The sequence below is a fragment of the Sulfitobacter donghicola DSW-25 = KCTC 12864 = JCM 14565 genome (assembly GCF_000622405.1).
Taxonomy (GTDB): Bacteria; Pseudomonadota; Alphaproteobacteria; order Rhodobacterales; family Rhodobacteraceae; genus Sulfitobacter; species Sulfitobacter donghicola.
The window spans coordinates 2,221,761-2,244,699 of the sequence record NZ_JASF01000005.1 but is presented as its reverse complement, the minus strand read 5'-3'; the positions used below and the strand labels follow the sequence as shown (position 1 = coordinate 2,244,699).

The window sequence follows — 22,939 nt, the reverse complement described above, 5'->3', positions numbered from 1 at the left end:
CGCAAATGTTATCAAAGAAGGTGATTTGGTCGTGTATCCGTCAAAGTCAGACCGCATGGTAAATATCGGTCGTTTTACAGGCGTAGTTCAGTACGACAAAGAAGACCAAGACGGTTACCCAACCCGCCAGCGCGTCGAGTGGTTGAAGCACATCCCACGCAGTGAGTTCAGTCAAAGTGCGCTTAATGAAATCGGCTCATTCCTAACCCTGTTCCGCGTTAGACGGTTTGCGCTCGAATTTCTAAGCAAGGTTGACCCAACTGCCAGAGAGCCCTCGCCCAGTGACAGTGCAGAACAAGACACAGCAGAGGACGCCACAGACGACGACACAGCCACCGTTACGGCCTCAGTACAGGCAGAGGCCAACACCAGCGACTTCGTCATAAAGCAGTTTATGACGCGCCTATCAGGTCACCAGTTCGAGGACTTCATGGCGCATTTGATGGAATGTATGGGCTACACAGCGCGCCTCACCCCGAAAAGCGGCGTTGGTGGTGTTGATGTTATCGCTCATATGGACCCGCTTGGATTCCAGCCCCCTATCGTCAAAGTGCAATGCAAGCGCACCACAGGCCAAACACCACGCCCAGACGTAGACCAGTTGTTAGGGACACTTGGAGACGGCGAATACGGTCTGTTCGTCAATCTGGGGTCATTCGCGCGCGGTGCTGTAGAGTTGGAGCGCAACCGCGCGAAGCTGAGGCTTATAAACGGCGAACAATTTGTTGAGCTGATTTTCGAACACTATGCCCAACTCGCCCCGCGCTATCGCTCTATGATACCGCTCAAACAGATATTTGTTCCAGACTTGCCGCAAGATTGAGGGACAACCATGCCAAACAGGAATGGGGGACACCAGAACAGCGAGAAGCCCCAAACTTATGATATAATTAATAAAATTTAGGATTTCTGGCGGAGACGAAGGGAGGCTCCACCATATTTCTAAGCCATTGACTTAACTGGACATACAAGAGCGAAGGTTACTCTGTTGTTCCACTTTGTGTCACACTACGGCCCGGATTGTAATGTTGTCAAATGTGATCTGAGTATAAGTTCATTTGAGAAAGGTGATTGTGTAATAATCATTATAATATCAGTATCTTATACATTTTTGATATATGTGGATAATATATATAATTTACATAAAGCCATTCAGGAATGGAATAGACAGATACCATGAAGGTATAACTGACCGAGACAGATACTGGGCCATCCTACTGTCTATATGTGAGGAATAGAACGCAAACCAAGCTAGGTTCTTTCTGTCTATATGTGCGTAGCTCAAAAAGGCACAGGAAAACAGACAGATACCACTCATAGAAGGTCGGGCGATGCCTCAGTGACCATAAACCCAACGCACGGCCCAGCACACGGTTCCGATTGCAATCCCTGCCATGGCCCCGACGTAGGCCGTAACGACTGGTACGGCCCAAAGCTCAAGAGAACTGAACACGCCGACCCTTGGGATCACAAGGCCGATTGCGAACCCCGCCACAGCCCCCCATAGCGCCCAGCGTATTCCAATGCGGGCAACGGCTTTGATAGTAGGCACCAGCTTACCTTTGTTCGCTTCTATGTGCTCAAGGCCAACGTGGTACGCCTCTGACAATCCCGGCAGGGCATGGGGGAACTGTGCGCCTTTTGGTTGTATGTATTCCCCTTCGGAAAAATGTCCTGTAAAATTTTGATCTGGATTGGTGCGCGATTGCGATTGAGCAAGATGTGCCATGTCAATTCGGCTATCTCCGCTGTCGATTGCGAAGCCCTTCTCGCGAGCCTCCTGTATCCATGGAAGTTGCTTTCCATCCGTTAGCCTGTTTGCTTTGTCCATTGCGTGCCGAATGGCGGCGTTGTCTTTATCCGCACTTGAATGCTTGGTGAACAATCGTGCCACTTGGCCGTTTGCGGTATCTGTGCTCGCCCCACTGTCGATGATTTCAAGAAAGAACACAGACCGCACAAACCGCTGCGCACGGCGCTTGCTGCTTTGCCACAGAAGAAACCCAGCGACGCAGAAAATTGCGACAATCCACATGTGATGACCTTTCAAATGCCTGATCAAGCTCAACCTCTTAGGCTGAGATAAGATCAATATCCTAAAATGGTATTATCCTAACTTGGGATTATCCGATTGCCTGAACTCAATCAACAGGCAGTCATTTGACCAAGACACTTCGTACACCTGAACACGTTTACCTGTGCCAACGGCTCAGGCAGGTGCGCCTTGATGCAGGGTTGACCCAAGCTGGCTTGGCTCAGCGTCTGGACAAGCCGCAGTCCTTTGTGGCGAAAGTCGAGACGCAAGAGCGTAGGCTGGATGTAATTGAATTCGTTAAATGGATGGTGGCCTGTGATGGAATGCCAACGGCAAGTGCAATTTTGACAATGGTTGCAAGTGTAGATGAGAAGCCAACATAGGCCTTTCTCAAAATGTCGCGCCAAGCCTTCCTGACGATGAGGGCTTCACGCGGAAAAAGGATATTCCGTCATAAGTCCTTGTGCTCGAATGCTTGTATAACGTCACGACAACACAATCGGTAGTGCCTTCAAAGTCATCCGCGACACTCATTGCCATGGTACGACACCAACCAGTTATGTCGTGTGTTGTTCTCAATTGTTGCTTGTCCATGTAGTTCAAGAGAACCACAAACTGCCTATCTCCAACAGCATACTTAGCGTGTTCGCCCGACTTTGATGATCCACCTCCACCGGTTTTCCATCGCCCAATTCGCCGTTGTAAGTGCATCAGCATCGGGGGTGGCATGTTCAATATCGCAAATATAATATCGAACTTATGTCGGTCAATCTTTGGGTGCCCAGCATAGACCTCACGAACAATAGACTTCCAGCGCGGTGCAAGTTGCACCCCAGAAATATCACAATTCCGCCTATCATCGACTGGTGTTTTGGGTGTTCGCACCATGTCATCCGCATCCACGAGAATAAGTGTGTTTTGTCGTGTGTCATCACCCAAAACGCAAAAGCCATTCGTGAGGTACATGGACAACAAGTCTTGTTCATCACCAACAAAATCCAACAGGCTTTCAATACTGTAACGCCTACTAAGATAGTGTCCAAAAGAAACCTCGCTATCCAAATGCTTGACGATCATCAATAGCTCCCCGATGGACAGGGAAGGTGCCCAAGGGCTTGATCCTGCTATCAGCCCGAGACTTTCAAAATATCTGCGTCCAGCCGTAAGAGACGCTAGACCCTCAATAGTGACGCCAAAGCGATAAACTGCTTTGGGCTTGGTTAGGTCAATATCAACAGGCTCTTTCGAACCCTTTTGACTTAGTTGTGCGGTTTTGCCGTACTCGTTCAGGTACTCTTGAAGCCGTTGCGATTGTTCGGCAGGCTCGACGAACAGTTCTTTCAAAGTGGACTTAAGCGATGGGATACCCCCACGCCTTGCAGGTTCTTTGATCTTTCCTGACTTGGCTTCGAACATGAAAATCTGGTTGCCCAACACGGCGACAACGTCATGTTCGTAGCCCTTCCCGTCTTTTGGATCATCCCAGATGACTGATCTATAAACCTTGGCAGACGGTGACCTGTGCCCCAAGTCTCCTCCAGCTTGGCGCGGAGTCCTTGGGGTTAAATCTTTGGCCTTAGGCAGCCATTTTGTCCATTGTCTTTCTCTGCAAAAATTCCATGGGCGTCAGGTTGCCCAAAGCTGAATGTGGTCTGCGCCAGTTATAGTCTTCTTGCCATTCCTCCAGCGTTTGTCGGGCTTCGCGCAATGTGCCGAAGAGCGTTTCATTGAGGCATTCATCCCGCAGCTTACCGTTGAAGCTTTCGACGAAGCCGTTTTGCTGGGGCTTTCCAGGCGCGATGTAATGCCAATCAATGCCTGTATCCTGAACCCATTTGAGGATCGCCATGCTGGTGAACTCGGTGCCGTTGTCCGACACAATTGTCTTCGGCATACCGCGTTCAGCGATGATCTTACCCAGCTCACGCACGACACGATGTCCTGAAAGAGACGTGTCCGCGACCAACACTAGGTTCTCCCGACTGTAATCATCCACGACGGCAAGAATGCGGAAGCGACGTCCGTCTGTCAGCGCGTCTGATACGAAATCCAAGCTCCAGCGTTGGTTCGGACCGTCGGGCAGTACCATCGGTTTCCTTGTGCCCAAAGCGCGCTTTCTGCCGCCTCTGCGGCGCACCTGCAGCTTCTCTTCGCGGTAGATGCGCCTGACCTTTTTGTGGTTCACCTCGAAACCCTCCCGCGCGATCATCACATGGACACGGCGGCACCCAAACCGTCGACGTTCTCTCGAAACGCGTTTGATAGCGTCTCTTAGTTCAGCATCATCGCTGCGTCGCGATAGGTACCGAACCGATGACCGATCAACTTGCAGAACATCACACGCCCGCCGCTGGCTGACCTGATGTTGTTCCATCAGGTGCGCCACAGCTTTCCGCTTCAAGGCAGGCGTCACCACTTTTTTGAATTGATATCTCGCAGCATGGCGTTGTCCAGCATCTGCTCCGCTAGCAGCTTCTTCAGCTTGCCATTCTCATCCTCAAGTGCCCGCAAACGCTTCGCATCAGACGGTTCCATGCCGCCATACTTTGATTTGTATTTGTAAAACGTCGCTGAGCTGATCCCATGCCGCCGACATACATCAGCGGTCTTCTCGCCAGCTTCCTGTTCCTTGATCATCGCAATGATCTGTTCATCCGTAAATCGTGCCTTCATTTGTCCGTCCTTTTGTTGGGCGGACTCTACACAAATTTGGAGGAGTTTTAGGGGCTCAGGTCAACGGCATTGCAGCCTGAACAGCTTCGGCAATCAGCTCCTCCAACGCTTCTGCTCTTGCATCTGATAGTGCTTTGCGGGTTTTGCCATCTTCAGGCAGCAACGCCCCGATAATGCGAAACGGAAAAGCCAGCGGGATATGTGGAACTGCCGTGAAGTATGAACCATCATCCTTTTCGATGAAGGGTTTGGCCCATACTGGGTTGTTCATAAATAGATGCTCAAACTCTCCATCGGCCTCATCACCTTGTTTTGCCGATAGCTTTGAAACAGTGTCGCGATCAAGTTCCGACAGGTCATCAGGTGCAAATGTATAAATCCACTCATGAGAGATTTCTGACAATTGGAATGCTAGGAACTGAAGCGTTCCGTCGTCAATAGCGCTAAGGTCAACCCGCTGCCAAGTATGGTATGCGAGCGGGCTTTTCTCACAAAGAAATTCAACCCCAGAAATAACCGTACTGCGCTCCGTTGCTTCATAAATCTCTTGGACCCGATCATAAAACTCGTGAAGCCGCTGCACTGTGATGTCCATCAAGGCGAAGAGCGAGAAAATTCGTTTCTCTAGCTGGTGACTACATTGTGTCTTTTGATCAAATCGAGAAGTGATCTTTTTGATTACGGCTAATGCTGCATCACGGTCGAAATTGAACCGATAATGTATGGTCTGCATGCGTGAGCGGTTTGCCATTTCTGAAAGAGCATCTTCTTTGTCTCGCGGCTGCATGCGAATAAAAGCATCAAGCAAGCTCTCAGCAGTGCTCCAAGTTCTGACAAAATTATTGGGCGATAATGGAACTCGTGCGATCGTCTCACGTTGACGCAAAAGCATTGCCTGAAGAACTTCTAGTGCTGGTAGGGTGATGGTCTCAGGGCCTCTTTTCTTCAGCCCTCCTTCTACATTGCAAAGAGATGTTGTGCGAGCAAGCAGGCAAAGTGGGTCATGGATACGCAAGGCTATTTCCAAGCTTAACTTAGCTTTATGGAACGTGTCTGCCCAATACTGAGGGTCGTCTATGTTATCAGCTTTGGGCTGTTCTGATGCTTCATATCCGTGAAGGTAAAGGCTTGAAGGCAATTCACTCATTTCTATCTCACAATAACTATTAGTAGCTCAGCTTGGCTGTCTAGAAATCAACGGGTATCAGGCGGAAAACCGTTCGATGGCGTCTTGCATTTGCGCCAGCGTATGCCCGCCTTTGTTGTAATATTTCTGGGTCACGCCTTGGCGCTCATGGCCCACAATGTCCTGATAAAGCGGCTCGGGGACATCGGCCTTGGCTAGTCGCTCAACCATCGTATGGCGCAAGCTGTGAAAAACCAGCCCGCTTTCTTTCATACCCAGTCCCTTGAGGAAAGGCCCGTTGAACCAGCGCCCAAGGTTGCGGCCATAACCATCCTTGGCATTGTAACTGAAAGACATGAACAGGCGCGGCTTGCTTTCTTGTGACTTCACCCATTCGACAAAACCCAACTTAATCAGTTCAGAATGCAGCGGCACTTTGCGTCTACTAGCATTCGCCTTGAGACGCTTTTTGTCGTCGCCATCATCTGTGATGTTCAAAAACCAAATGCCGTCTTCACAGCACACATCCGCAAGCGCTAGTTGAGCAATTTCATTCAACCGTGCACCTGTGAACAGCCCTAACAATGCACCCCACTTGTGATCGTCTTTCTTGACCAGTCCTGCATGATTTTGCGTTAATTCTGCATACAACTTAGCCGTTTGCTCGTGAGTGTAATCTTTGCGGCCCGGTGCAGATTTCTTTGGTTTGGCGACCTTCATGCGGTCGAACACATTGCTCGGTGCATAACCATGCCGCTCAGCCCAATCACCAAAGCGTTGAAACATTGCCATGTGATTGTTGATTGTCTCAACTGACACCTTTTGAACACCTGCCACTTTAATTGCCTCTGACAAGGGCAAGTCTCTGGTCTCAGGTCGTGTGTTCCGATTGACGGGCAAGGCTTGAACGATCTTCTTCAAGGCACTGGCATCTTGGCGGGATATCTCTGTCATTGAGCGATCTGAGCCAAAATGTTCCAGCATGACGGCCAGAAATGCCTGCGCTCGGTTTGCCATCTGGCTTGACCATTGCGGGCGACTTTCTGCCATAAAATCATCCACGGCCTTACCCAGAGACACAGAGGGCGCTTCTGGTGGCGCTACTGGCCTTTCCTGCGCCGCATCATAGGAATACCCCTCAAGGCGCTCAGCGGCGCTTAGAATGGCTTTGATTTGATCCCGGCGGGCTTTGCGCAGTTCGTGACGCAGGGCAGGTTCATTTTCAGCCCACTGAGCGCCTGAGAGGCCCGCAGACGCCCGAAAGCTGTCCACAGTACCCGTATCAAGGAAAAGGTCCGAAAGGTCATCATAGCCGCCACCAGCGTCTTCATGAACATCAAACTCTTGACGCATGAGGTCCAATGTCTGATCTGGCAATCCGGTATCATTCAGCTTTTCAACGTAGCGATCTAGCGAAGCCATGAAATAGCTGCGCACCATATCCCGCATTTCGTCTTGTCTGAGCCGTGCCAATGCCTTGTTATCCCTGATAATACGACCACAGGATGCAAGATGTCTGGCAAGATCGCCAGCCCTATCTGGACATTTGGTGCGTAAGGAAATCCGAACTGATCGGCGCTTGCGATCTGAGGACATTGGCAACGGCCAACGGAAATACATGATACCGTGTCTAGACGGTGAGACATAGGCAGGCAGCTTCATGGCTTGTGCTCCACTCTGTGTCGCACTTACACGTCCAAGACCTAAGCCATTGTTTTAGAATTGAATGGCGGAGACGAAGGGATTCGAACCCTCGATACCGTTCCCGGTATACTCCCTTAGCAGGGGAGCGCCTTCGACCACTCGGCCACGTCTCCGTTGACCCGTTTAGCGATGGGCGGGAGGGAGGGCAAGAGGGTTTTTTGGGGTGTCACAAAGTGTGCACCGGATGTGCACCGCGCGTACACGGGGATGGCTGCGGGTGTGGGGTGGGAAATTGGGTTGAAAGCGGGGCTGGGGGTTGTGAACTCTCGCGGTGCGGGTATCTTGGGCCTGTATTGGGTAGAGGATTTTCATGGGCTGTTTGACTGCGCAAAGAGCATTCTTTGAATTTGCAGGAGGTGGCTTTTGCCGCTCTTGTGCCGCGAGGCCGCTGGTGAAAGCGGTGGGTGTGCAGCGGGAGCGGATGGGTTGATCGGTGCTGTGACCCAAACCCCCTCTGGTGCGCCGACAGACTGGGCCCTGATTGTTGCGATTGCGGGCCTTTTCTTAGCCCTCGGGATCCCCATTCTTGGCTGGGTTGTTTCCCATTTTCGTGGAGTGGACCTTGAAATCGAGTTGCGTGACATCGCATCGCGAGAGGATTTGATTGAACGGTACCAAGGGCGCAGCGCGGATGCGTATTTTGCGGCGCTGAAACGCATTCTAGGGTTTGCGGATCGGATTTATGGCACAAAGGCGCTATCGTGGCGGGCCTATAGCACCAGCCTGACTATTGCCTATGCTTATCCCATTTTTGCGATTATTTTTGGCTGGGTTTTATTTAACATCAATGCCCCTGCGGGGATCGAGATGTTTCGAGACACGCCAAGCCTGCTCGAACGTTTCATCCGCCTGATCATTTTGATCGGAGGTTGGGCAGCTGCCGTCGTCATAGCCATAAAAACAAAAAGCTTTAGAGACTATGTTGTTGCGCGCCTGTTTAAATCCGTTGACACAAGCAATAGCCGAACCGGTTTTCTCGCGAAGGCGGTTCGGCTATTCTTCGTTGCCGTTGCCGTTGCCGGTGCCATTGCCGGTGTCGTTGCCGTTGCCGGTGCCGGTGCCATTGCCGGTGCCGTTGCCGCTGTCGTTGCCGTTGCCGGTGTCGTTGCCGTTGCCGTTGCCGCTGTCGTTGCCATTGCCGGTGCCGTTGCCGGTATCGTTGCCGGTACCGGTGCCGTTGCCGTTGCCGCTGTCGTTGCCATTGCCGGTGCCGGTGCCCCTGAAACAACCAGCCTTATCCTATTACTCTACGTCCTACTGCCCCTCCTCAATGCAGCGGCTGATATGATCTCACTTTGGGTGACGCGGCATTTCCTGAGCCAGATCGTCAATCACCGCCCCCAGTTATGGTTCATCATCGGGCAAATGCTGCTGGATCTGATCCTTGCTGCGGCTTGCCTGTGCTTGTTGGTTGTTAGCATCATCAGCGGCCTGACGGTTTGGGAATGGATCAGCCCAACTACCCTGCCCGTTGTTTGGAGTGACTATTGGGCAGATGTAAAAACAGCACCGCAGAATGGTGTTGCGCTATACATCATGGCGCTGACAACTTTGGTGCCAACCATCATTCACCTATTTGCAGGGCTGTCCGCCGTGTTGACGCAAAAATCGCGCAGCTTGCAGAAGGTCGCAGCGGAATTAGGCGCGCAGCCACGGGACAAAGCGCTTCCCGAGACAAGAATATCAAACATGAAAAAGCAGATCGGCCGCGCAACCTTTTGGGGGTATGTCGGCGCAGCTGTGGTGATCAGCGGCGTTTTCGCACCGCTGATTTTTGGCGTATATCGGTGGGTGACCTAGGCGGTGTTCCGCCTGAGGCAGCGCGCCTTATGTATTAAACAAGAAGTGCAGGACGTCGCCGTCTTTAACCGTGTAGCCTTTGCCCTCGGCGCGCATTTTGCCTGCCTCTTTGGCGGGGCCTTCGCCGCCCAGCGTCACAAAATCATCGAATGCGATTGTTTCGGCGCGGATGAAGCCTTTTTCGAAGTCGCCGTGGATGACGCCTGCGGCTTTGGGGGCTGAGGTGCCTGCTTTGATCGTCCATGCGCGGGCCTCTTTGGGGCCTACGGTGAAATATGTCTCAAGGTGCAGCAGCTCGTATCCTGCGCGGATCAGCCGGTCGAGGCCTGCCTCATCGAGGCCCATTTCCGTGAGGAACATTTCGGCTTCTTCGTCTTCCAGCTGGCTGATTTCTTCTTCGATCTGGGCCGAGATGATCACGGCCGAGTTGCCCTGCGCGGCGGCCATTTTGGCGACAGCGGCGGAGTGGTCGTTGCCCTCGGAAGCCTCGGATTCACCGACATTACAGACATAGAGCACCGGTTTGGTGGTCAGCAGCTGCAGCATGCGCCATGCTTTGGCGTCGTCTTCGTCGATCTCGACCGTGCGGGCGGGTTTGCCGTTTTCAATGGCGTCTTGGGCGGCGGCGAGCAGGCGATCCTGTTGCACGGCCTCTTTGTCGTTGCCTTTGATTTTGCGCACGAGGCCTGCGCGGCGTTTTTCGATGCTTTCGAGGTCGGCGAGCATCAGCTCGGTCTCGATGGTTTCGGCGTCGGCCACGGGGTTCACGCGGTCTTCGACGTGGGTGACGTCATCGTCTTCAAAGCAGCGCAGCACGTGGGCGATGGCGTCTGTTTCGCGGATGTTGGCGAGGAACTGGTTGCCGAGGCCTTCGCCTTTGGAGGCGCCTTTTACCAGACCCGCGATGTCGACGAATGTCATGCGGGTTGGGATGATGGATTTGGATTGGGCGATCTCGGCCAATTGGTCAAGGCGCGCATCGGGGACGGCCACTTCGCCCACGTTGGGTTCGATGGTACAGAAAGGGAAGTTCGCAGCCTGTGCAGCGGCGGTGCGGGTGAGCGCGTTGAAAAGCGTTGATTTGCCCACGTTCGGCAGACCTACGATACCCATTTTGAAACCCATGACAGCGTCCTTTTTTGCGTTTGGGTTCTGTTAGGGTGTCAAAGCCTTGGGTGCAAGGCCTGTGAGGGGGGCTAATCGGCGGATATGGCCGCATCTGTGCCCGTTGCGCATTGATTTCCCCGCGCGAATTGGGCATTGCGAGATGAACACTTTCGAAAGGCCAATATCATGACCCGCATCGACGCCAAATTCGCTGACCTGAAAGCCAAGGGCAAAAAGGCATTTGTATCGTATGTGATGGCGGGTGACCCTGATTTTGAACGCTCGTTAGAGGTGGTGCGCGGGTTGCCGTCGGCTGGGGTTGATATCATCGAATTGGGTCTGCCGTTTACCGATCCGATGGCCGATGGCCCGACGATTCAGTTGGCGGGGCAGCGCGCGTTGGATGGTGGCATGACGCTGAACCGCACGCTGGAGCTGGCGACCGAGTTCCGCAAGGAAGATGACACAACGCCGATCGTGATGATGGGCTATTACAACCCGATCTATTCCATGGGCGTGGACAAGTTCCTTGCTGCGGCAAAAGAGGCTGGCATCGACGGGTTGATCGTTGTGGATCTGCCGCCGGAAGAGGACAGCGAGCTGTGCATCCCTGCGCAGGCGGCTGGGTTGAACTTTATCCGTCTTGCGACCCCGACAACCGATGACAAGCGCCTCAAGCGCGTTGCGCAGAACACATCGGGTTTTGTTTACTATGTGTCGATCACAGGCATCACAGGCGCTGCCGAAGCGGATGCGGGGGATGTATCCCCTGCCGTGGCGCGGATCAGCAAAGAGACAGGCCTGCCCGTGGTTGTGGGCTTTGGCGTGAACACGCCCGAGAAATCCCGCGCAATTGCCGAGGTTGCTGATGGTGTTGTTGTGGGGTCGGCCATTGTGAGCCAGATCGCTGCGGGCAAGAGCACGGAAGAGGTTCTGGCCTTTGTAAAAACCCTGTCGGACGGGGCGCATTCGGCCTAGAAAATTTGCGGCATTGATCTGGCGGCAGGGAAGAGGTAAACTTTCTTTACCAATTTTCCTAGGAGCCCCACAATGCCGGCCATTACCAACATCGACGATCTGAAACGCATCCACCGTCGGCGGGTGCCAAAGATGTTTTATGACTATGCCGAAAGCGGCAGTTGGACCGAGCAGACCTTCCGCGAGAACACGTCGGATTTTGACCAGATTCGCCTGCGACAGCGCGTGGCCGTGGATATGTCAGGGCGTAGCACTGCAACCAAGATGATCGGCGAAGACGTTTCGATGCCTGTCGCCTTGGCCCCTGTTGGGCTGACGGGCATGCAGCATGCGGATGGTGAGATCAAGGCGGCCCGTGCGGCTGAGGCCTTTGGTGTGCCGTTCACCCTCTCCACCATGTCCATCAACTCGATCGAGGATGTGGCGTCGGCCACGCACAAGCCGTTTTGGTTCCAGCTGTATACGATGCGGGACGAAGACTATGTGAACCGGTTGATCGAACGCGCGCGGGCGGCGAATTGTTCGGCTTTGGTGATCACGCTGGATCTGCAAATCCTTGGGCAGCGCCACAAGGACATCAAAAACGGGCTGACCGCCCCGCCAAAGCTGACCCCTGCCACCATTGCAAACCTTGCAACCAAATGGCGCTGGGGCATCGAGATGTTACAGACCAAGAACCGTGGTTTTGGCAACATCGTGGGCCACGTCGACAACATCTCGGATGCGTCCGACCTGAGCGCATGGACGGCCGAGCAGTTCGACCCGACCCTTGATTGGGGCAAGATTGCCAAGATCAAAGAGAAATGGGGCGGCAAGGTGATCCTGAAGGGTATCTTGGACGCGGAAGACGCCAAAATGGCGCTACAGGTTGGTGCGGATGCGATCATCGTCAGCAACCACGGCGGCCGCCAATTGGACGGGGCGCTCAGCTCGATCCGGATGCTACCTTCGATACTGGATGCGGTTGGCGATCAGGTTGAGGTGCATTTGGACAGCGGCATTCGGTCTGGTCAGGATGTGCTAAAGGCCATGGCGATGGGGGCCAAGGGCACCTATATCGGGCGCGCGTTCATCTATGGTCTGGGCGCGATGGGACAGGCGGGTGTGACCCGCGCGCTGGAAGTGATCCACAAAGAGTTCGACACGACTATGGCGCTTTGCGGTGAAACGCAGATCGGAAATCTGGGCCGCCACAACCTGTTGGTTCCAAAAGATTTTGAGGGCGACTGGCAGGGCTGATGCTGGTATTTTCCGCGCAAAACCTCGTCTTGTTTTCGGTCCCTAAAACGGGGTCGACAGCGATGGAGGTTGCGCTGAAGCCATGGGCGGATATTGCGTTTTACAAACAACGCAAACACACGCCCGTGGGCCGCTACCAGCGCAAGATCGCGCCGTTTCTGCGCGAGGCCTATCAGCTAGAGCCAGAGACCATGGCCGTGATGCGCGCGCCGATTGAGCATCTGCGCAGTTGGTACCGTTACCGCGCCGCGACGCTGGAGGTTGATTTTGACGGGTTTGTGCAGGCGGTCCTGTCTGCCAGCCCGCCAGAATGGGCCAAGATCGGCAGCCAGCTGAATTTCCTGACAGGGCCCACGGGCGCCTTGGGGATCGACCACCTGTTTGCCTATGAATCCCAGCCTGTTTTGCGCAACTGGCTGTCTGCGCGTATGGGCGCGGATATTACCTTTAGGCCGATGAATGTTTCCCCCCCTGCCCCGACCCCGATTTCGGATGAAACCGAGGCCCTGTTCAACAGCCGATACGCCAAGGAAATCGCGCTATATCAACAGGTGACAGCGGCAGGTGGCCATCTGGCACGCGCCGCGTAACACAGCCCCCTAATTTCAGGGGGAAATTGTGCAAATAGTGCTTCCCTCGAAAACGATTCCCGTCTATACGCGCGACTTCACGCGGGGATACAGCCTTGGAGGATTCCCGCCCTAAACGTATTGGAGAATTATTATGGCCGGACAGATCCCAGATCTCGAAGCTTTTGAACGCACGGGGACAGGCAAGGGCGCCGCTCGTCAGGCACGCCGCGATGGCATGGTTCCTGGAATTGTATTTGGTGGTGACGTAGACCCGCTGCCGATCAATCTGGATTTCAACAAACTGCTGACCATGCTGCGCAAGGGCCGCTTTAAGGCGACTTTGTTCAACATGAAGGTCGAAGGCCACGACGACGTTCGTGTGATCTGCCGCGACGTTCAGCGCCACGTTGTAAAAGACCTGCCAACGCACGTCGATTTCATGCGCCTCAAGCGCACAACCAAGATCAACCTTTTCATCAACGTTGAAGTTGCTGGTGAAGAAGAGTGCCCAGGCCTGAAAAAAGGCGGCACGCTGAACTTGGTTCGTCCAGAAGTCGAACTGGTTGTGACAGCTGCAGACATCCCAGAGAGCATTGTCGTAGACATCTCTGAGCTGGAAATCGGCGATAACGCGACCATCGCAAACGTGAAACTGCCAGAAGGCTGCAAGCCGGTCATCGACCGTGACTTTGTGATCGCTCAGGTTTCCGCACCATCCGGCTTGGCTTCCTCTGACGACGAAGAAGAAGGCGCTGACGGCGAAGAAGCAGCAGCAACAGAGGGCGGCGAAGAGTAATCTTCCCCCAACTGATAAAGCTATTGAAAGGGTCGCCTTCGGGCGGCCCTTTTTGCTTTGCGCGCGGGGCCTGCACAAAGTATCTAGAGGGCAAGCAGCGGAGAAGCGTATGAAACTCATCGTAGGTCTTGGAAATCCAGGGGCGAAATACGCCCGCAACCGTCACAACATCGGCTTTATGGCGGTTGAGCAGATCGCGGCGGATCATGGCTTTGGCCCGTGGAAGAGCAAGCATCAGGGCAGCATCAGCGAGGGCCGTTTTGGCAGCACGCGGGCGGTTTTACTGCGCCCTGAGACCTATATGAACAAATCTGGCGATAGCGTTGCCGCCGCGATGCGGTTTTACAAGATCGAGCCAGAGGATGTGGTTGTTCTGCATGACGAGCTCGACCTTGCCCCGGGTAAGGTAAAGTACAAGATGGGGGGCGGGCATGCGGGCCACAACGGGTTGCGCTCGATCCACAGCCACCTTGGGCCTGATTACGCGCGCGTGCGCCTTGGCGTTGGGCATCCGGGTCATAAGGACCGCGTTGCCAGCTATGTGCTAAACGATTTCCCGAAGGCAGACGCGGGGTGGTTGGACGATGTGATGCGCGGGATCAGCGATGGCGCGCCCTACCTTGCCGAGGGCGATAGCGCCAAGTTTATGAACGCGGTGAGCCAGCGCACCGCCCCTTCGCGCCCCTCGACCGGTACCAAGGGACCAGCCAAGCCAAAGGCGGCGACGCCGCAACCGCAAGCAGAAGCGCCTGACGAGAGATCCGCCATGCAAAAGCTGATGGATCGGTTCAAATGACCCTCACCGAGGCCTTTCGTCACCAAGCCATATCTTGTGCCGCGCTTGGCAGTCCGTTTATGGGCCAGCTGTTGAACATCCTGGCCGAGAATTGGCCAAGCGATAGCGCATTGGCCAAGAAGTTTGAGGGGTTTGAGGGGGATATCGGCCCTGCGGGGCACTCCCTCCCCCTGCGCACGGCGGGTGGGTTGCACGCGCTGGTTCTGAGCGGGCAGGACGAGGGCCTTGCGCAGGTATACCCGCCGAACACGCCAACCGATGCGGCGCTGCGGGACGCGGTGCTTGCCGCTTTTGAAACCCACGCTGCGTTTTTGTTGGACTGGACGGATAGCCCGCCCCAAACCAACGAGGTGCGCCGCTCGGCCGCGCTGATTGCGGGGGCGCATGTGGCGGCGCAGTATTTCGATTTACCCATCCAGCTGAGCGAGCTGGGGGCGAGTGGCGGGATGAACCTGATGTGGGATCACTATGCGCTTGCGGTTGGTGGTGCGCAATTTGGCCCTGCCGCGCCTGCCTTGGTGCTATCGCCTGAGTGGACGGGGGCGTTGCCCCCTGCCCGCGCACCGCAGATCGCAGAGCGCGCTGGCGTGGACCTGAACCCGCTAAACCCAAAGCGGGCGGATCATCTGTTACGCCTGACGGCTTACCTTTGGCCCGACCAGCCCCATCGGCTGGCGCTAACCCGTGCTGCGGCGGCGGTGATGGATGCGCCGATTGACAAGGGCGACGCGGTTGAGTGGCTTGAGGGGCGGCTAGGCGCGGCGGCTGAGGGGCGTTTGCACCTGATCCAGCATTCGGTGGCTTGGCAGTATTTCCCTGACGCGGTTCAGCATCGCGGGCGGGAAATGATCGAAGCCGCTGGGGCAAAAGCGACCCCAGATCGCCCGCTTGGGTGGCTGTCTATGGAGAGTGACGGTGACACAACAGGGGGCAAAGGCGCGGCGATTACCCTGCGCCTCTGGCCCGGTGATATCACGCTGCATTTAGGGCGGGCGGATTTCCATGGCCGCTGGATCGCGTGGCATCACCCAGCGGAAGGCTAAACTACGGCTAGCCTGATTTCGCCAAACGTGTTTCAGTTAACCTAACATTCTGAAAGGTGGGAACATGCGTAAAATCGGTAAATGGGTTCTTCGTATTCTGATTGTCTTTGTGCTGGCCGCTGTTGTCGTGGGCCTATGGCAGCGCGAGCAGATCACGCGTTTGCTGGCGGTTAATTCGCTTTTTTCGCCAGAGAAGATTGTTCACAATTTCTCCAACATGGATGCTGCGTTTTTGAACACGCCAGTATCGCGGGGCAATGGGCCGACGGCCGAGCTGCCTTATGGGGATGACGCTGATCTGCCCGATAGTGTTGATCCGTGGATTGATGCGCGCAGCGTGACCGCGCTGGTGGTTCTGAAAGACGGGGCCATCGTGCATGAGAGCTATTACAAAGGGACAAACCCAGATGACCGCCGCATTTCATGGTCGGTCGCCAAAAGCTATCTGTCCGCCCTGTTTGGGGTTCTGGTGGCCGAGGGCGCAATCGCCTCGATCGACGATCCTGTCGTGAAATACGCCGAGGCGCTGAAGGGTGGTGCCTATGACGGGGCGAGCATCCGCAACGTGTTGAACATGTCCAGCGGGGTGACCTTTGACGAGGACTATCTTGATCCGAAGTCTGATATCAACCGTATGGGCCGTGTGCTGGCCTTGGGCAAAAGCATGGATGGCTTTGCCGCCGAGCTGCAAGAGACCTTTACGACAGCGGGGGCCGAGTGGAAGTATGTCTCCATCGATACCCATGTGCTGTCGATGGTGGTGCGCGGGGCGACAGGCCGCCCAATCGCCGAATTGCTGAGCGAAAAGATCATTGCCCCGATGGGGGTTGAGCAATCGCCCTATTACCTGACCGATGGTTATGGCACCGCATTTGTGCTGGGTGGGCTGAACCTGATCACCCGTGACTATGCGCGCATGGGGCAGACGTTTTTGCAGATGGGCAACTATAATGGTGTGCAGATTGTACCTGAGCAGTGGGTGATGGAATCGACCGTCCCCTCCGCCCCTACAGCGGACGGCGCGATCGGGTATGGCTACCAGTGGTGGATCCCGCAGGGCGCGCCAGAGGGTGAGTTTTTGGCCCGTGGCATCTATGGGCAATATGTCTATGTGAACCGCCCGCGTGGGGTGGTGATTGCCACAAACGCCGCAGACCGCAAGTTTCGCGAGGACGGCGTAGCGGATCAGAACATCGCCATTTTCCGCGAGATCGCGAACAACCTGTAAGGAGCCGTCTTCATGCAGCCAGATGACAGTATAAACGTTGAGGGTGGCACGCTGGCCCTATGCGGCAGCGACCCTGTGACGGGGTTCTTTCGCGATGGGCATTGCAACACCGGCGCCGCAGATGAGGGCAGCCACACGGTGTGCGCCATCATGACGGCCGAATTTTTGGCCTATTCGAAATATGTGGGCAATGACCTGTCCACGCCGAACCCTGCCTATGGTTTTGCAGGCCTGAAACCGGGTGATCCGTGGTGCCTTTGTGCGGGGCGGTTCCTCCAAGCGGCGGATGAGGGCTGTGGCCCCAAGGTTCATCTGGCAGCCACGCATATCCGTGCCTTGGATGTGGTGCCTTTGGCGGTTTTACAGGCCCATGCGGTGGATCGTGCGGAATGAGGATCGCAAGTTTTGCCGCCTTTGTTCTCATGGCCAGCACAGCCTATGCACAAGACATCAGGCCGCAAGAACAGGCGCGGCTTGACCGATACGAGCGCACAGCAGGAGCGGCATTGTTAGAGGCCATGGCTGGGGGCGCGCCTGCTGATGTGGCGGCCCTTGGCACGGCGTTGTCAGGCAAGGCGCAAGTGGCCTTTGACCCCTCCCTGCAAGGCGAATGGCGGTGCCGCACGATCAGGTTGGGCGGTGCAGAGCAGCTGGCGGTCTATACCAATTTCAAATGCCGCATGGCATTGGACAACACAGGCGTATCGTTTGAAAAGCTATCGGGGTCGCAACGGACCAAGGGGCGGATCACGCTGCGCGGAGGCCGTGCCGTTTATCTGGGGGTTGGGTACCATTCCTCGGAAACGCCGCAGGATTACGCAGACCTAGCCACCGATTTTGAAGGGACCGAGACCCTGACACCCGATGTTGCGGTGTTTGAGCGCGTTTCGCCGACCCGCGCGCGGCTGATGTTCCCCGCGCCGATCAACGAAAGCGATTTCGATATCCTAGAGCTGACGCGATAGGGGCCAGCGCATAGGCAGGGGCGTGGGCCCCTACCCTTTTTTGATCAGGCGAATTCGCCCATCTCGAAGCCCAGTGCGCGGGCCACGGTAAAGATGTCTTTGTCGCCGCGACCACACATGTTCATGCAGATGATGTGATCTTTTGGCAGGGTCGGTGCGATCTTCATCACATGGGCCAGCGCGTGGGACGGTTCCAGCGCGGGGATGATCCCCTCGAGCTGGCAACATTTCTGGAAGGCGGCCAAGGCTTCGACATCGGTGATCGAAACATATTGCGCGCGACCGATGTCGTGCAGCCATGCGTGCTCGGGGCCGATACCGGGGTAGTCGAGGCCAGCCGAGATCGAGAAGCCTTCGAGGATCTGACCATCGTCATCTTGCAGCAGATAGGTGCGGTTGCCGTGCAGCACGCCCGGGCGACCGCCTGTGAGGGAGGCGCAATGCTCCATCTTTTCGTTGACGCCTTTGCCGCCGGCCTCAACCCCGACGATGTTCACGGATTTATCGTCAAGGAAGGGAAAGAACAGGCCCATGGCGTTGGAGCCACCACCGATGGCGGCGACCAGCGTGTCGGGCAGACGCCCTTCGGCGGTTTCCATCTGGGTGCGGACCTCTTTGCCGATGATCGCTTGGAAATCCCGAACCATGGCAGGATACGGGTGTGGGCCAGCCACGGTACCGATGCAATAGAATGTGTCGCGCACGTTTGTGACCCAGTCACGCAGCGCGTCGTTCATCGCGTCCTTCAGCGTGCCACGGCCAGAGGTCACGGGCACGATTTCAGCGCCGAGCAGGCGCATGCGGAAGACGTTTGGTGCCTGACGTTCCACATCATGGGCGCCCATATAGACCACGCATTTCAGGCCGAATTTCGCGCAAACCGTCGCCGTCGCCACGCCGTGCTGGCCAGCGCCTGTTTCGGCGATGATGCGTTTTTTACCCATACGGCGGGCAAGGATGATCTGCCCCAGCACGTTGTTGATTTTATGCGCGCCTGTGTGGTTCAGCTCGTCCCGCTTCATGTAGATTTTCGCGCCGCCTAGCTCTTCGGTCATGCGTTCGGCGTGATAGAGCGGGCTGGGGCGACCAACATAGTGCTCCCACAGGTCGTCCATCTCGGCCCAGAAAGTCTCGTCTGTTTTCGCTTTGTCATACTCGGCCTGCAGATCGAGGATGAGAGGCATCAGGGTTTCAGACACAAACCGCCCGCCAAAATCGCCAAAACGGCCATTCTCATCGGGACCGTTCATGAAGCTGTTGAAAAGATCGTCTGCCATTGCGTCTGTGCCTTTTAGAAACTGTGTTATTCACAGCAGTATCGACCTTGTGCGCAATGGTAAAGAAGCTGCGTGTTATGCGGCCTGTGCTGCCTGAATAAATGCGCGGATCAGGGCCGGATCTTTGACGCCGGGGCTGGTTTCGACCCCTGAGGAGAGATCAATCTGGCGCGCGCCTGTGGTTTTGATCGCAGTGCCCACGTTTTCGGGGGTCAGCCCCCCTGCCAGCATCCACGGACAGCGCCAGACACGGCGCGACAGCAGCCCCCAATCAAAGGTGAGCCCGTTGCCACCTGGAAGGTCGCTGCCTTTTGGTTTCTTGGTGTCGACCAAGATTTGATCGGCAACACCTGAATAGAGGTCGATCTGGGCGAGATCGCTGCGCTCGGCCACGCCGACGGCTTTCATCACGGGCAGGCCATAGCGTGCCTTCACCTCGGAAACGCGTTCGGGGCTTTCCGAGCCGTGGAGCTGCAACATGTCCAAAGGCACGGCATCCACCAGCGTATCGAGAAAGGCGTTATCCGCATTCACGGTCAACGCGACCTTGCAAAGCCCGATAGGTGCCGCAACAGACAGGGCTGCGGCCGCAGGGATTTCCAGATGGCGGGGTGATTTTGGAAAAAATACAAATCCGACATAGCGCGCGCCCGCAAGGGCGGCCGCGTCTATGTCGGAACTTTTGCGTAATCCGCAAATCTTAACAGCGGTGTCCGCAGGCATCAGCTTAGCTGGCTTCATCCAGCAGCGCGATGACTTCGTCTTTGCCTTCGTGCTTTTCCGCTTTCAGCTTTTCAAGCTCGCGCTTGAGGCGGCGCATTTCGCGGGCCTGTTTGGCGGCTTCGGCGCGTTCGCCAAATTCGCGGATCCATTCCCAGACAAACCCGACCAGCAGGCCCATAAGGATGCTACCTAGAATCACAATGAACAGTGGCAGTTGGATGGAGGGGTTCATCGCAAACAAACCCGACACTTCCGTCGGAAGAACCTGCAAGGAAACCACATCGCGGTTTGCCAAAGCAACAGATACCAAAGCCACCGCAAAGATGGCGATACATAGATAGCGAACGTAGCGCATTAACTTTTCCCGTTTAACCGATCACGGAGCAATTTCCCCGTCTTGAAAAAGGGTACATGTTTCTCTTCGACATGAACAGTCTCACCTGTACGGGGATTTCGCCCGACACGTGCATCACGTTGCTTAACCGAGAAGGCGCCAAAGCCGCGCAGCTCAACACGGTCGCCTTTGGCCATGGCGCCGGTTATCTCGTCAAATATGGTATTAACGATCCGTTCTACGTCCCGCTGGTACAAATGTGGATTGTCGTCGGCAATCTTCTGGATCAATTCTGACCGGATCATTCGTTTTCTCCCCTTGCGCATTTTTGCGTCGCTATACGTTTACTATAGGAAAATTCGGGCTTCACTAAAAGTAAGGAGCGATGAATTGTCACGATTTAGGGTATATTTTTGTCCATTTTTGAAAACTCATACTACCAAGGGTAGTGAGTGGGCGAAATTATACACCTAAAAACTCAGGCTCTAAAAATAGGCTAAACCGATTCGCAAAAAAGGGCCCCATGCAAAATGCATGGAGCCCCTTGATTTAACTACAAACCTTTAGGTTTGAATGTTTATTCGTCGCCTGTTTTCAGAGCGGCGCCAAGGATATCACCAAGGGACGCACCGGAGTCAGAGGAACCATACTGTTCCACGGCTTCTTTCTCTTCAGCGATTTCACGCGCTTTGATCGAGACGCCCAGACGGTGTGCTTTTGTGTCGACGTTTGTGATGCGAACATCAACTTTGTCGCCAACAGAGAAGCGCTCTGGGCGCTGCTCGGCACGGTCACGGGACAGGTCGGAGCGGCGGATAAAGGCTTTCATGCCTTCATATTCCACTTCGATGCCGCCATCTTCGATGGAGGTAACTTCAACAGTTACAACAGAGCCGCGCTTAACGCCGCCAACTGCTTCGGCGAATTTGTCGCCGCCAACACCTTTGATGGAGAGCGAGATACGCTCTTTCTCAACGTCGACTTCAGATACAACCGCGCCGACCATGTCGCCCTTGCGGTAGTCCTGAATGGCTTCTTCGCCACGTTGATCCCATGACAGGTCGGAGAGGTGAACCATACCGTCGATGTCACCTGGCAAGCCAACGAACAGACCGAATTCGGTGATGTTCTTAACTTCGCCTTCAACTTCGGTACCTTCTGGGTGTGTTTCAGCGAACACTTCCCATGGGTTGCGCTGAGTCTGCTTGAGACCAAGAGACACGCGGCGCTTGGAACCGTCGATTTCCAGAACCATAACTTCGACTTCTTGCGAAGTGGAAACGATTTTGCCTGGGTGCACGTTTTTCTTTGTCCAAGACATTTCGGAAACGTGAACCAGACCTTCAACACCTGGCTCCAGCTCAACAAAGGCGCCGTAATCGGTGATGTTGGTCACGCGGCCAGTGTGCGAGGATTCCAGTGGGTATTTCGCAGCAACCAGATCCCATGGATCTTCTTGCAACTGCTTCATGCCCAAGGAGATACGGTGTGTATCTTTGTTGATCTTGATGACTTGAACCTTGATGGTCTCGCCAATTGTCAGGATCTCGGATGGGTGGTTCACACGGCGCCATGCCATGTCTGTGACGTGCAGCAAGCCGTCAACGCCGCCAAGGTCAACAAACGCACCGTATTCGGTGATGTTCTTGACCACACCGTCAACAGTCTGACCTTCGGTCAGGTTGCCGATCACTTCGGCACGCTGTTCGGCACGGGATTCTTCGAGGATCGCACGACGCGATACAACGATGTTACCACGGCGACGGTCCATTTTCAGAACCTGGAATGGCTGCTTGAGACCCATCAATGGGCCTGCATCGCGCACGGGGCGCACATCAACCTGAGACCCTGGCAAGAACGCAACAGCGCCGCCCAGATCAACAGTAAAGCCACCTTTAACGCGGCCAAAGATTGCGCCTTCAACGCGCTCTTCTGCGGCATAGGCTTTTTCCAGACGATCCCATGCTTCTTCACGGCGTGCCATCTCACGGGAGATAACGGCTTCGCCTTTGGAGTTCTCTACCTGACGCAGGAACACTTCGACTTCGTCGCCGACAGCAATTTTGGGAGCTTCGCCAGGATCGGCAAATTCTTTTAGCTCAACGCGGCCTTCCATTTTGTAGCCTACGTCGATGATGGCTTGGCCCGCTTCGATCGCGATAACCTTACCTTTAACAACAGAACCCTCTTCGGGGGTGTCCATTTCGAAGCTTTCGTTCAAGAGTGCTTCAAACTCGTCCATCATATTCGCCATGTAGCGTATAGTATCCTTTAAATGTGTTTCTGGCCGTGCGGTTGTCTCCGCCGGTCTTTGGGTTTCAGTTGGTCGTCAGGGCCGAGAGGCGCGAAATTCACGCCAATCCAGATTTCGGAACGCAAACGAAAGAGGGCCGGAACAAACCGACCCTGCCTGTGAATTTGCGTCCGAGGCTGTATCCGCCCCTTAGACAAGCGCGCATATAGGCGATTTTTGCCTGTGACACAAGTGTTCTGGCGGCGCCTTGTCGTTTCTTGGAAACGCAGGCAAAGCCCCGCGAAACAGC

General features: G+C 55.1%; 23 protein-coding genes, 1 tRNA gene and 1 pseudogene. 13 read left to right on the top strand and 12 right to left on the bottom strand.

The genetic code is table 11. From position 1 onward, the window contains the following. Nucleotides 1–55: 55 nt before the first annotated feature. Complete coding sequence (locus tag Z948_RS0112215; RefSeq protein ID WP_052033218.1) at nt 56–823, top strand: restriction endonuclease; 768 nt, start codon at nt 56–58, stop codon at nt 821–823. A gap of 513 nt (nt 824–1,336) precedes the next feature. Here Z948_RS0112215 and Z948_RS0112210 read toward each other — a convergent pair. After that, complete coding sequence (locus tag Z948_RS0112210) at nt 1,337–2,035, bottom strand: hypothetical protein (RefSeq protein WP_025059846.1); 699 nt, start codon at nt 2,033–2,035, stop codon at nt 1,337–1,339. A 125-nt stretch (nt 2,036–2,160) separates the two neighbouring features. Here Z948_RS0112210 and Z948_RS0112205 point away from each other — a divergent pair, with 125 nt between their 5' ends. Then, a complete protein-coding gene (locus Z948_RS0112205; protein ID WP_025059845.1) occupies nt 2,161–2,418 on the top strand; it encodes a helix-turn-helix domain-containing protein in 258 nt (85 codons plus the stop codon). Nucleotides 2,419–2,425: 7 nt separating this feature from the next. Here the strand turns inward: Z948_RS0112205 and Z948_RS0112200 are convergent, their stop codons facing one another. The 5 genes from Z948_RS0112200 to Z948_RS0112175 all read right to left on the bottom strand — a co-directional run bounded on the left by Z948_RS0112200 (nt 2,426) and on the right by Z948_RS0112175 (nt 7,651). After that, nucleotides 2,426–3,451 carry a hypothetical protein gene (locus Z948_RS0112200; protein ID WP_156026500.1) on the bottom strand — a complete coding sequence of 342 codons (1,026 nt, stop codon included), beginning with the start codon at nt 3,449–3,451 and terminating at the stop codon, nt 2,426–2,428. Nucleotides 3,452–3,611: 160 nt separating this feature from the next. Then, nucleotides 3,612–4,708, bottom strand: a protein-coding gene (locus tag Z948_RS0112195; RefSeq protein ID WP_156026492.1) for an IS3 family transposase whose coding sequence is annotated in 2 segments (ribosomal slippage) — nt 3,612–4,462 and nt 4,462–4,708 — 1,098 coding nt in all. Because the reading frame shifts where the segments join, the coding sequence is not laid out codon by codon here. Nucleotides 4,709–4,763: 55 nt separating this feature from the next. Further along, the gene (locus Z948_RS0112185; RefSeq protein WP_156023539.1) at nt 4,764–5,855 is read right to left on the bottom strand and encodes a hypothetical protein; all 1,092 of its coding nucleotides are present in this window, start codon (nt 5,853–5,855) and stop codon (nt 4,764–4,766) included. A gap of 57 nt (nt 5,856–5,912) precedes the next feature. Further along, on the bottom strand, nt 5,913–7,307 hold the full coding sequence (locus tag Z948_RS0112180) for a site-specific integrase (RefSeq protein WP_245604574.1): 1,395 nt from the start codon (nt 7,305–7,307) through the stop codon (nt 5,913–5,915). A gap of 254 nt (nt 7,308–7,561) precedes the next feature. Continuing rightward, nucleotides 7,562–7,651, bottom strand: a tRNA-Ser gene (locus Z948_RS0112175). 73 nt (nt 7,652–7,724) lie between these two features. Between Z948_RS0112175 and Z948_RS18930 the strand changes: the two genes are divergently transcribed. Next, nucleotides 7,725–7,883, top strand: a complete 159-nt coding sequence (locus tag Z948_RS18930) for a hypothetical protein (RefSeq protein ID WP_156023540.1) — start codon at nt 7,725–7,727, stop codon at nt 7,881–7,883. An 18-nt stretch (nt 7,884–7,901) separates the two neighbouring features. Next, the gene (locus Z948_RS18925) at nt 7,902–9,338 is read left to right on the top strand and encodes a hypothetical protein (protein WP_025059841.1); all 1,437 of its coding nucleotides are present in this window, start codon (nt 7,902–7,904) and stop codon (nt 9,336–9,338) included. A gap of 27 nt (nt 9,339–9,365) precedes the next feature. Here the strand turns inward: Z948_RS18925 and ychF are convergent, their stop codons facing one another. Beyond that, entirely contained in the window at nt 9,366–10,463 is a 1,098-nt protein-coding gene (gene ychF / locus Z948_RS0112160; RefSeq protein ID WP_025059840.1) for a redox-regulated ATPase YchF, read from the bottom strand. Nucleotides 10,464–10,631: 168 nt separating this feature from the next. Between ychF and trpA the strand changes: the two genes are divergently transcribed. The 9 genes from trpA (at nt 10,632) to Z948_RS0112115 (ending at nt 18,062) form a co-directional block, all read left to right on the top strand. Next, the gene (gene trpA / locus Z948_RS0112155) at nt 10,632–11,423 is read left to right on the top strand and encodes a tryptophan synthase subunit alpha (protein WP_025059839.1); all 792 of its coding nucleotides are present in this window, start codon (nt 10,632–10,634) and stop codon (nt 11,421–11,423) included. Nucleotides 11,424–11,495: 72 nt separating this feature from the next. After that, nucleotides 11,496–12,662 carry an alpha-hydroxy acid oxidase gene (locus tag Z948_RS0112150; RefSeq protein WP_025059838.1) on the top strand — a complete coding sequence of 389 codons (1,167 nt, stop codon included), beginning with the start codon at nt 11,496–11,498 and terminating at the stop codon, nt 12,660–12,662. After that, entirely contained in the window at nt 12,662–13,252 is a 591-nt protein-coding gene (locus Z948_RS0112145; RefSeq protein ID WP_025059837.1) for a hypothetical protein, read from the top strand. Before Z948_RS0112150 ends, Z948_RS0112145 begins: the two co-directional genes overlap by 1 nt. A 133-nt stretch (nt 13,253–13,385) precedes the next feature. Beyond that, complete coding sequence (locus tag Z948_RS0112140; protein WP_025059836.1) at nt 13,386–14,030, top strand: 50S ribosomal protein L25/general stress protein Ctc; 645 nt, start codon at nt 13,386–13,388, stop codon at nt 14,028–14,030. A 109-nt stretch (nt 14,031–14,139) separates the two neighbouring features. Further along, complete coding sequence (gene pth / locus Z948_RS0112135; protein ID WP_025059835.1) at nt 14,140–14,826, top strand: aminoacyl-tRNA hydrolase; 687 nt, start codon at nt 14,140–14,142, stop codon at nt 14,824–14,826. Continuing rightward, complete coding sequence (locus Z948_RS0112130) at nt 14,823–15,869, top strand: DUF2332 domain-containing protein (protein WP_025059834.1); 1,047 nt, start codon at nt 14,823–14,825, stop codon at nt 15,867–15,869. The genes pth and Z948_RS0112130 overlap by 4 nt, the downstream gene beginning before the upstream one ends. Nucleotides 15,870–15,933: 64 nt before the next feature. Then, nucleotides 15,934–17,097: a serine hydrolase domain-containing protein gene (locus Z948_RS0112125; protein WP_025059833.1), complete on the top strand. Its 1,164-nt coding sequence runs from the start codon at nt 15,934–15,936 to the stop codon at nt 17,095–17,097. Nucleotides 17,098–17,109: 12 nt separating this feature from the next. After that, nucleotides 17,110–17,490 carry a DUF2237 family protein gene (locus tag Z948_RS0112120; protein WP_025059832.1) on the top strand — a complete coding sequence of 127 codons (381 nt, stop codon included), beginning with the start codon at nt 17,110–17,112 and terminating at the stop codon, nt 17,488–17,490. Next, nucleotides 17,487–18,062 carry a DUF4893 domain-containing protein gene (locus Z948_RS0112115; protein WP_025059831.1) on the top strand — a complete coding sequence of 192 codons (576 nt, stop codon included), beginning with the start codon at nt 17,487–17,489 and terminating at the stop codon, nt 18,060–18,062. The genes Z948_RS0112120 and Z948_RS0112115 overlap by 4 nt, the downstream gene beginning before the upstream one ends. A gap of 44 nt (nt 18,063–18,106) precedes the next feature. On the opposite strand, the gene trpB is transcribed toward Z948_RS0112115, so the two are convergent. From trpB to rpsA, 5 genes and pseudogenes are all read right to left on the bottom strand, one after another. Continuing rightward, a complete protein-coding gene (gene trpB, locus Z948_RS0112110) occupies nt 18,107–19,339 on the bottom strand; it encodes a tryptophan synthase subunit beta (RefSeq protein ID WP_025059830.1) in 1,233 nt (410 codons plus the stop codon). Between the two features lie 75 nt (nt 19,340–19,414). Beyond that, nucleotides 19,415–20,062, bottom strand: a complete 648-nt coding sequence (locus tag Z948_RS0112105; RefSeq protein ID WP_025059829.1) for a phosphoribosylanthranilate isomerase — start codon at nt 20,060–20,062, stop codon at nt 19,415–19,417. A 4-nt stretch (nt 20,063–20,066) separates the two neighbouring features. Further along, complete coding sequence (locus Z948_RS0112100) at nt 20,067–20,417, bottom strand: lipopolysaccharide assembly protein LapA domain-containing protein (RefSeq protein WP_025059828.1); 351 nt, start codon at nt 20,415–20,417, stop codon at nt 20,067–20,069. Then, nucleotides 20,417–20,701 (bottom strand): integration host factor subunit beta, encoded by a 285-nt coding sequence (ihfB, locus tag Z948_RS0112095; RefSeq protein WP_025059827.1) that lies wholly within the window; start codon nt 20,699–20,701, stop codon nt 20,417–20,419. Before ihfB ends, Z948_RS0112100 begins: the two co-directional genes overlap by 1 nt. A 272-nt stretch (nt 20,702–20,973) precedes the next feature. Continuing rightward, nucleotides 20,974–22,668 (bottom strand): annotated as a pseudogene (gene rpsA, locus Z948_RS0112090) (30S ribosomal protein S1); the annotation flags it as partial. Between the last annotated feature and the right edge of the window lie 271 nt (nt 22,669–22,939).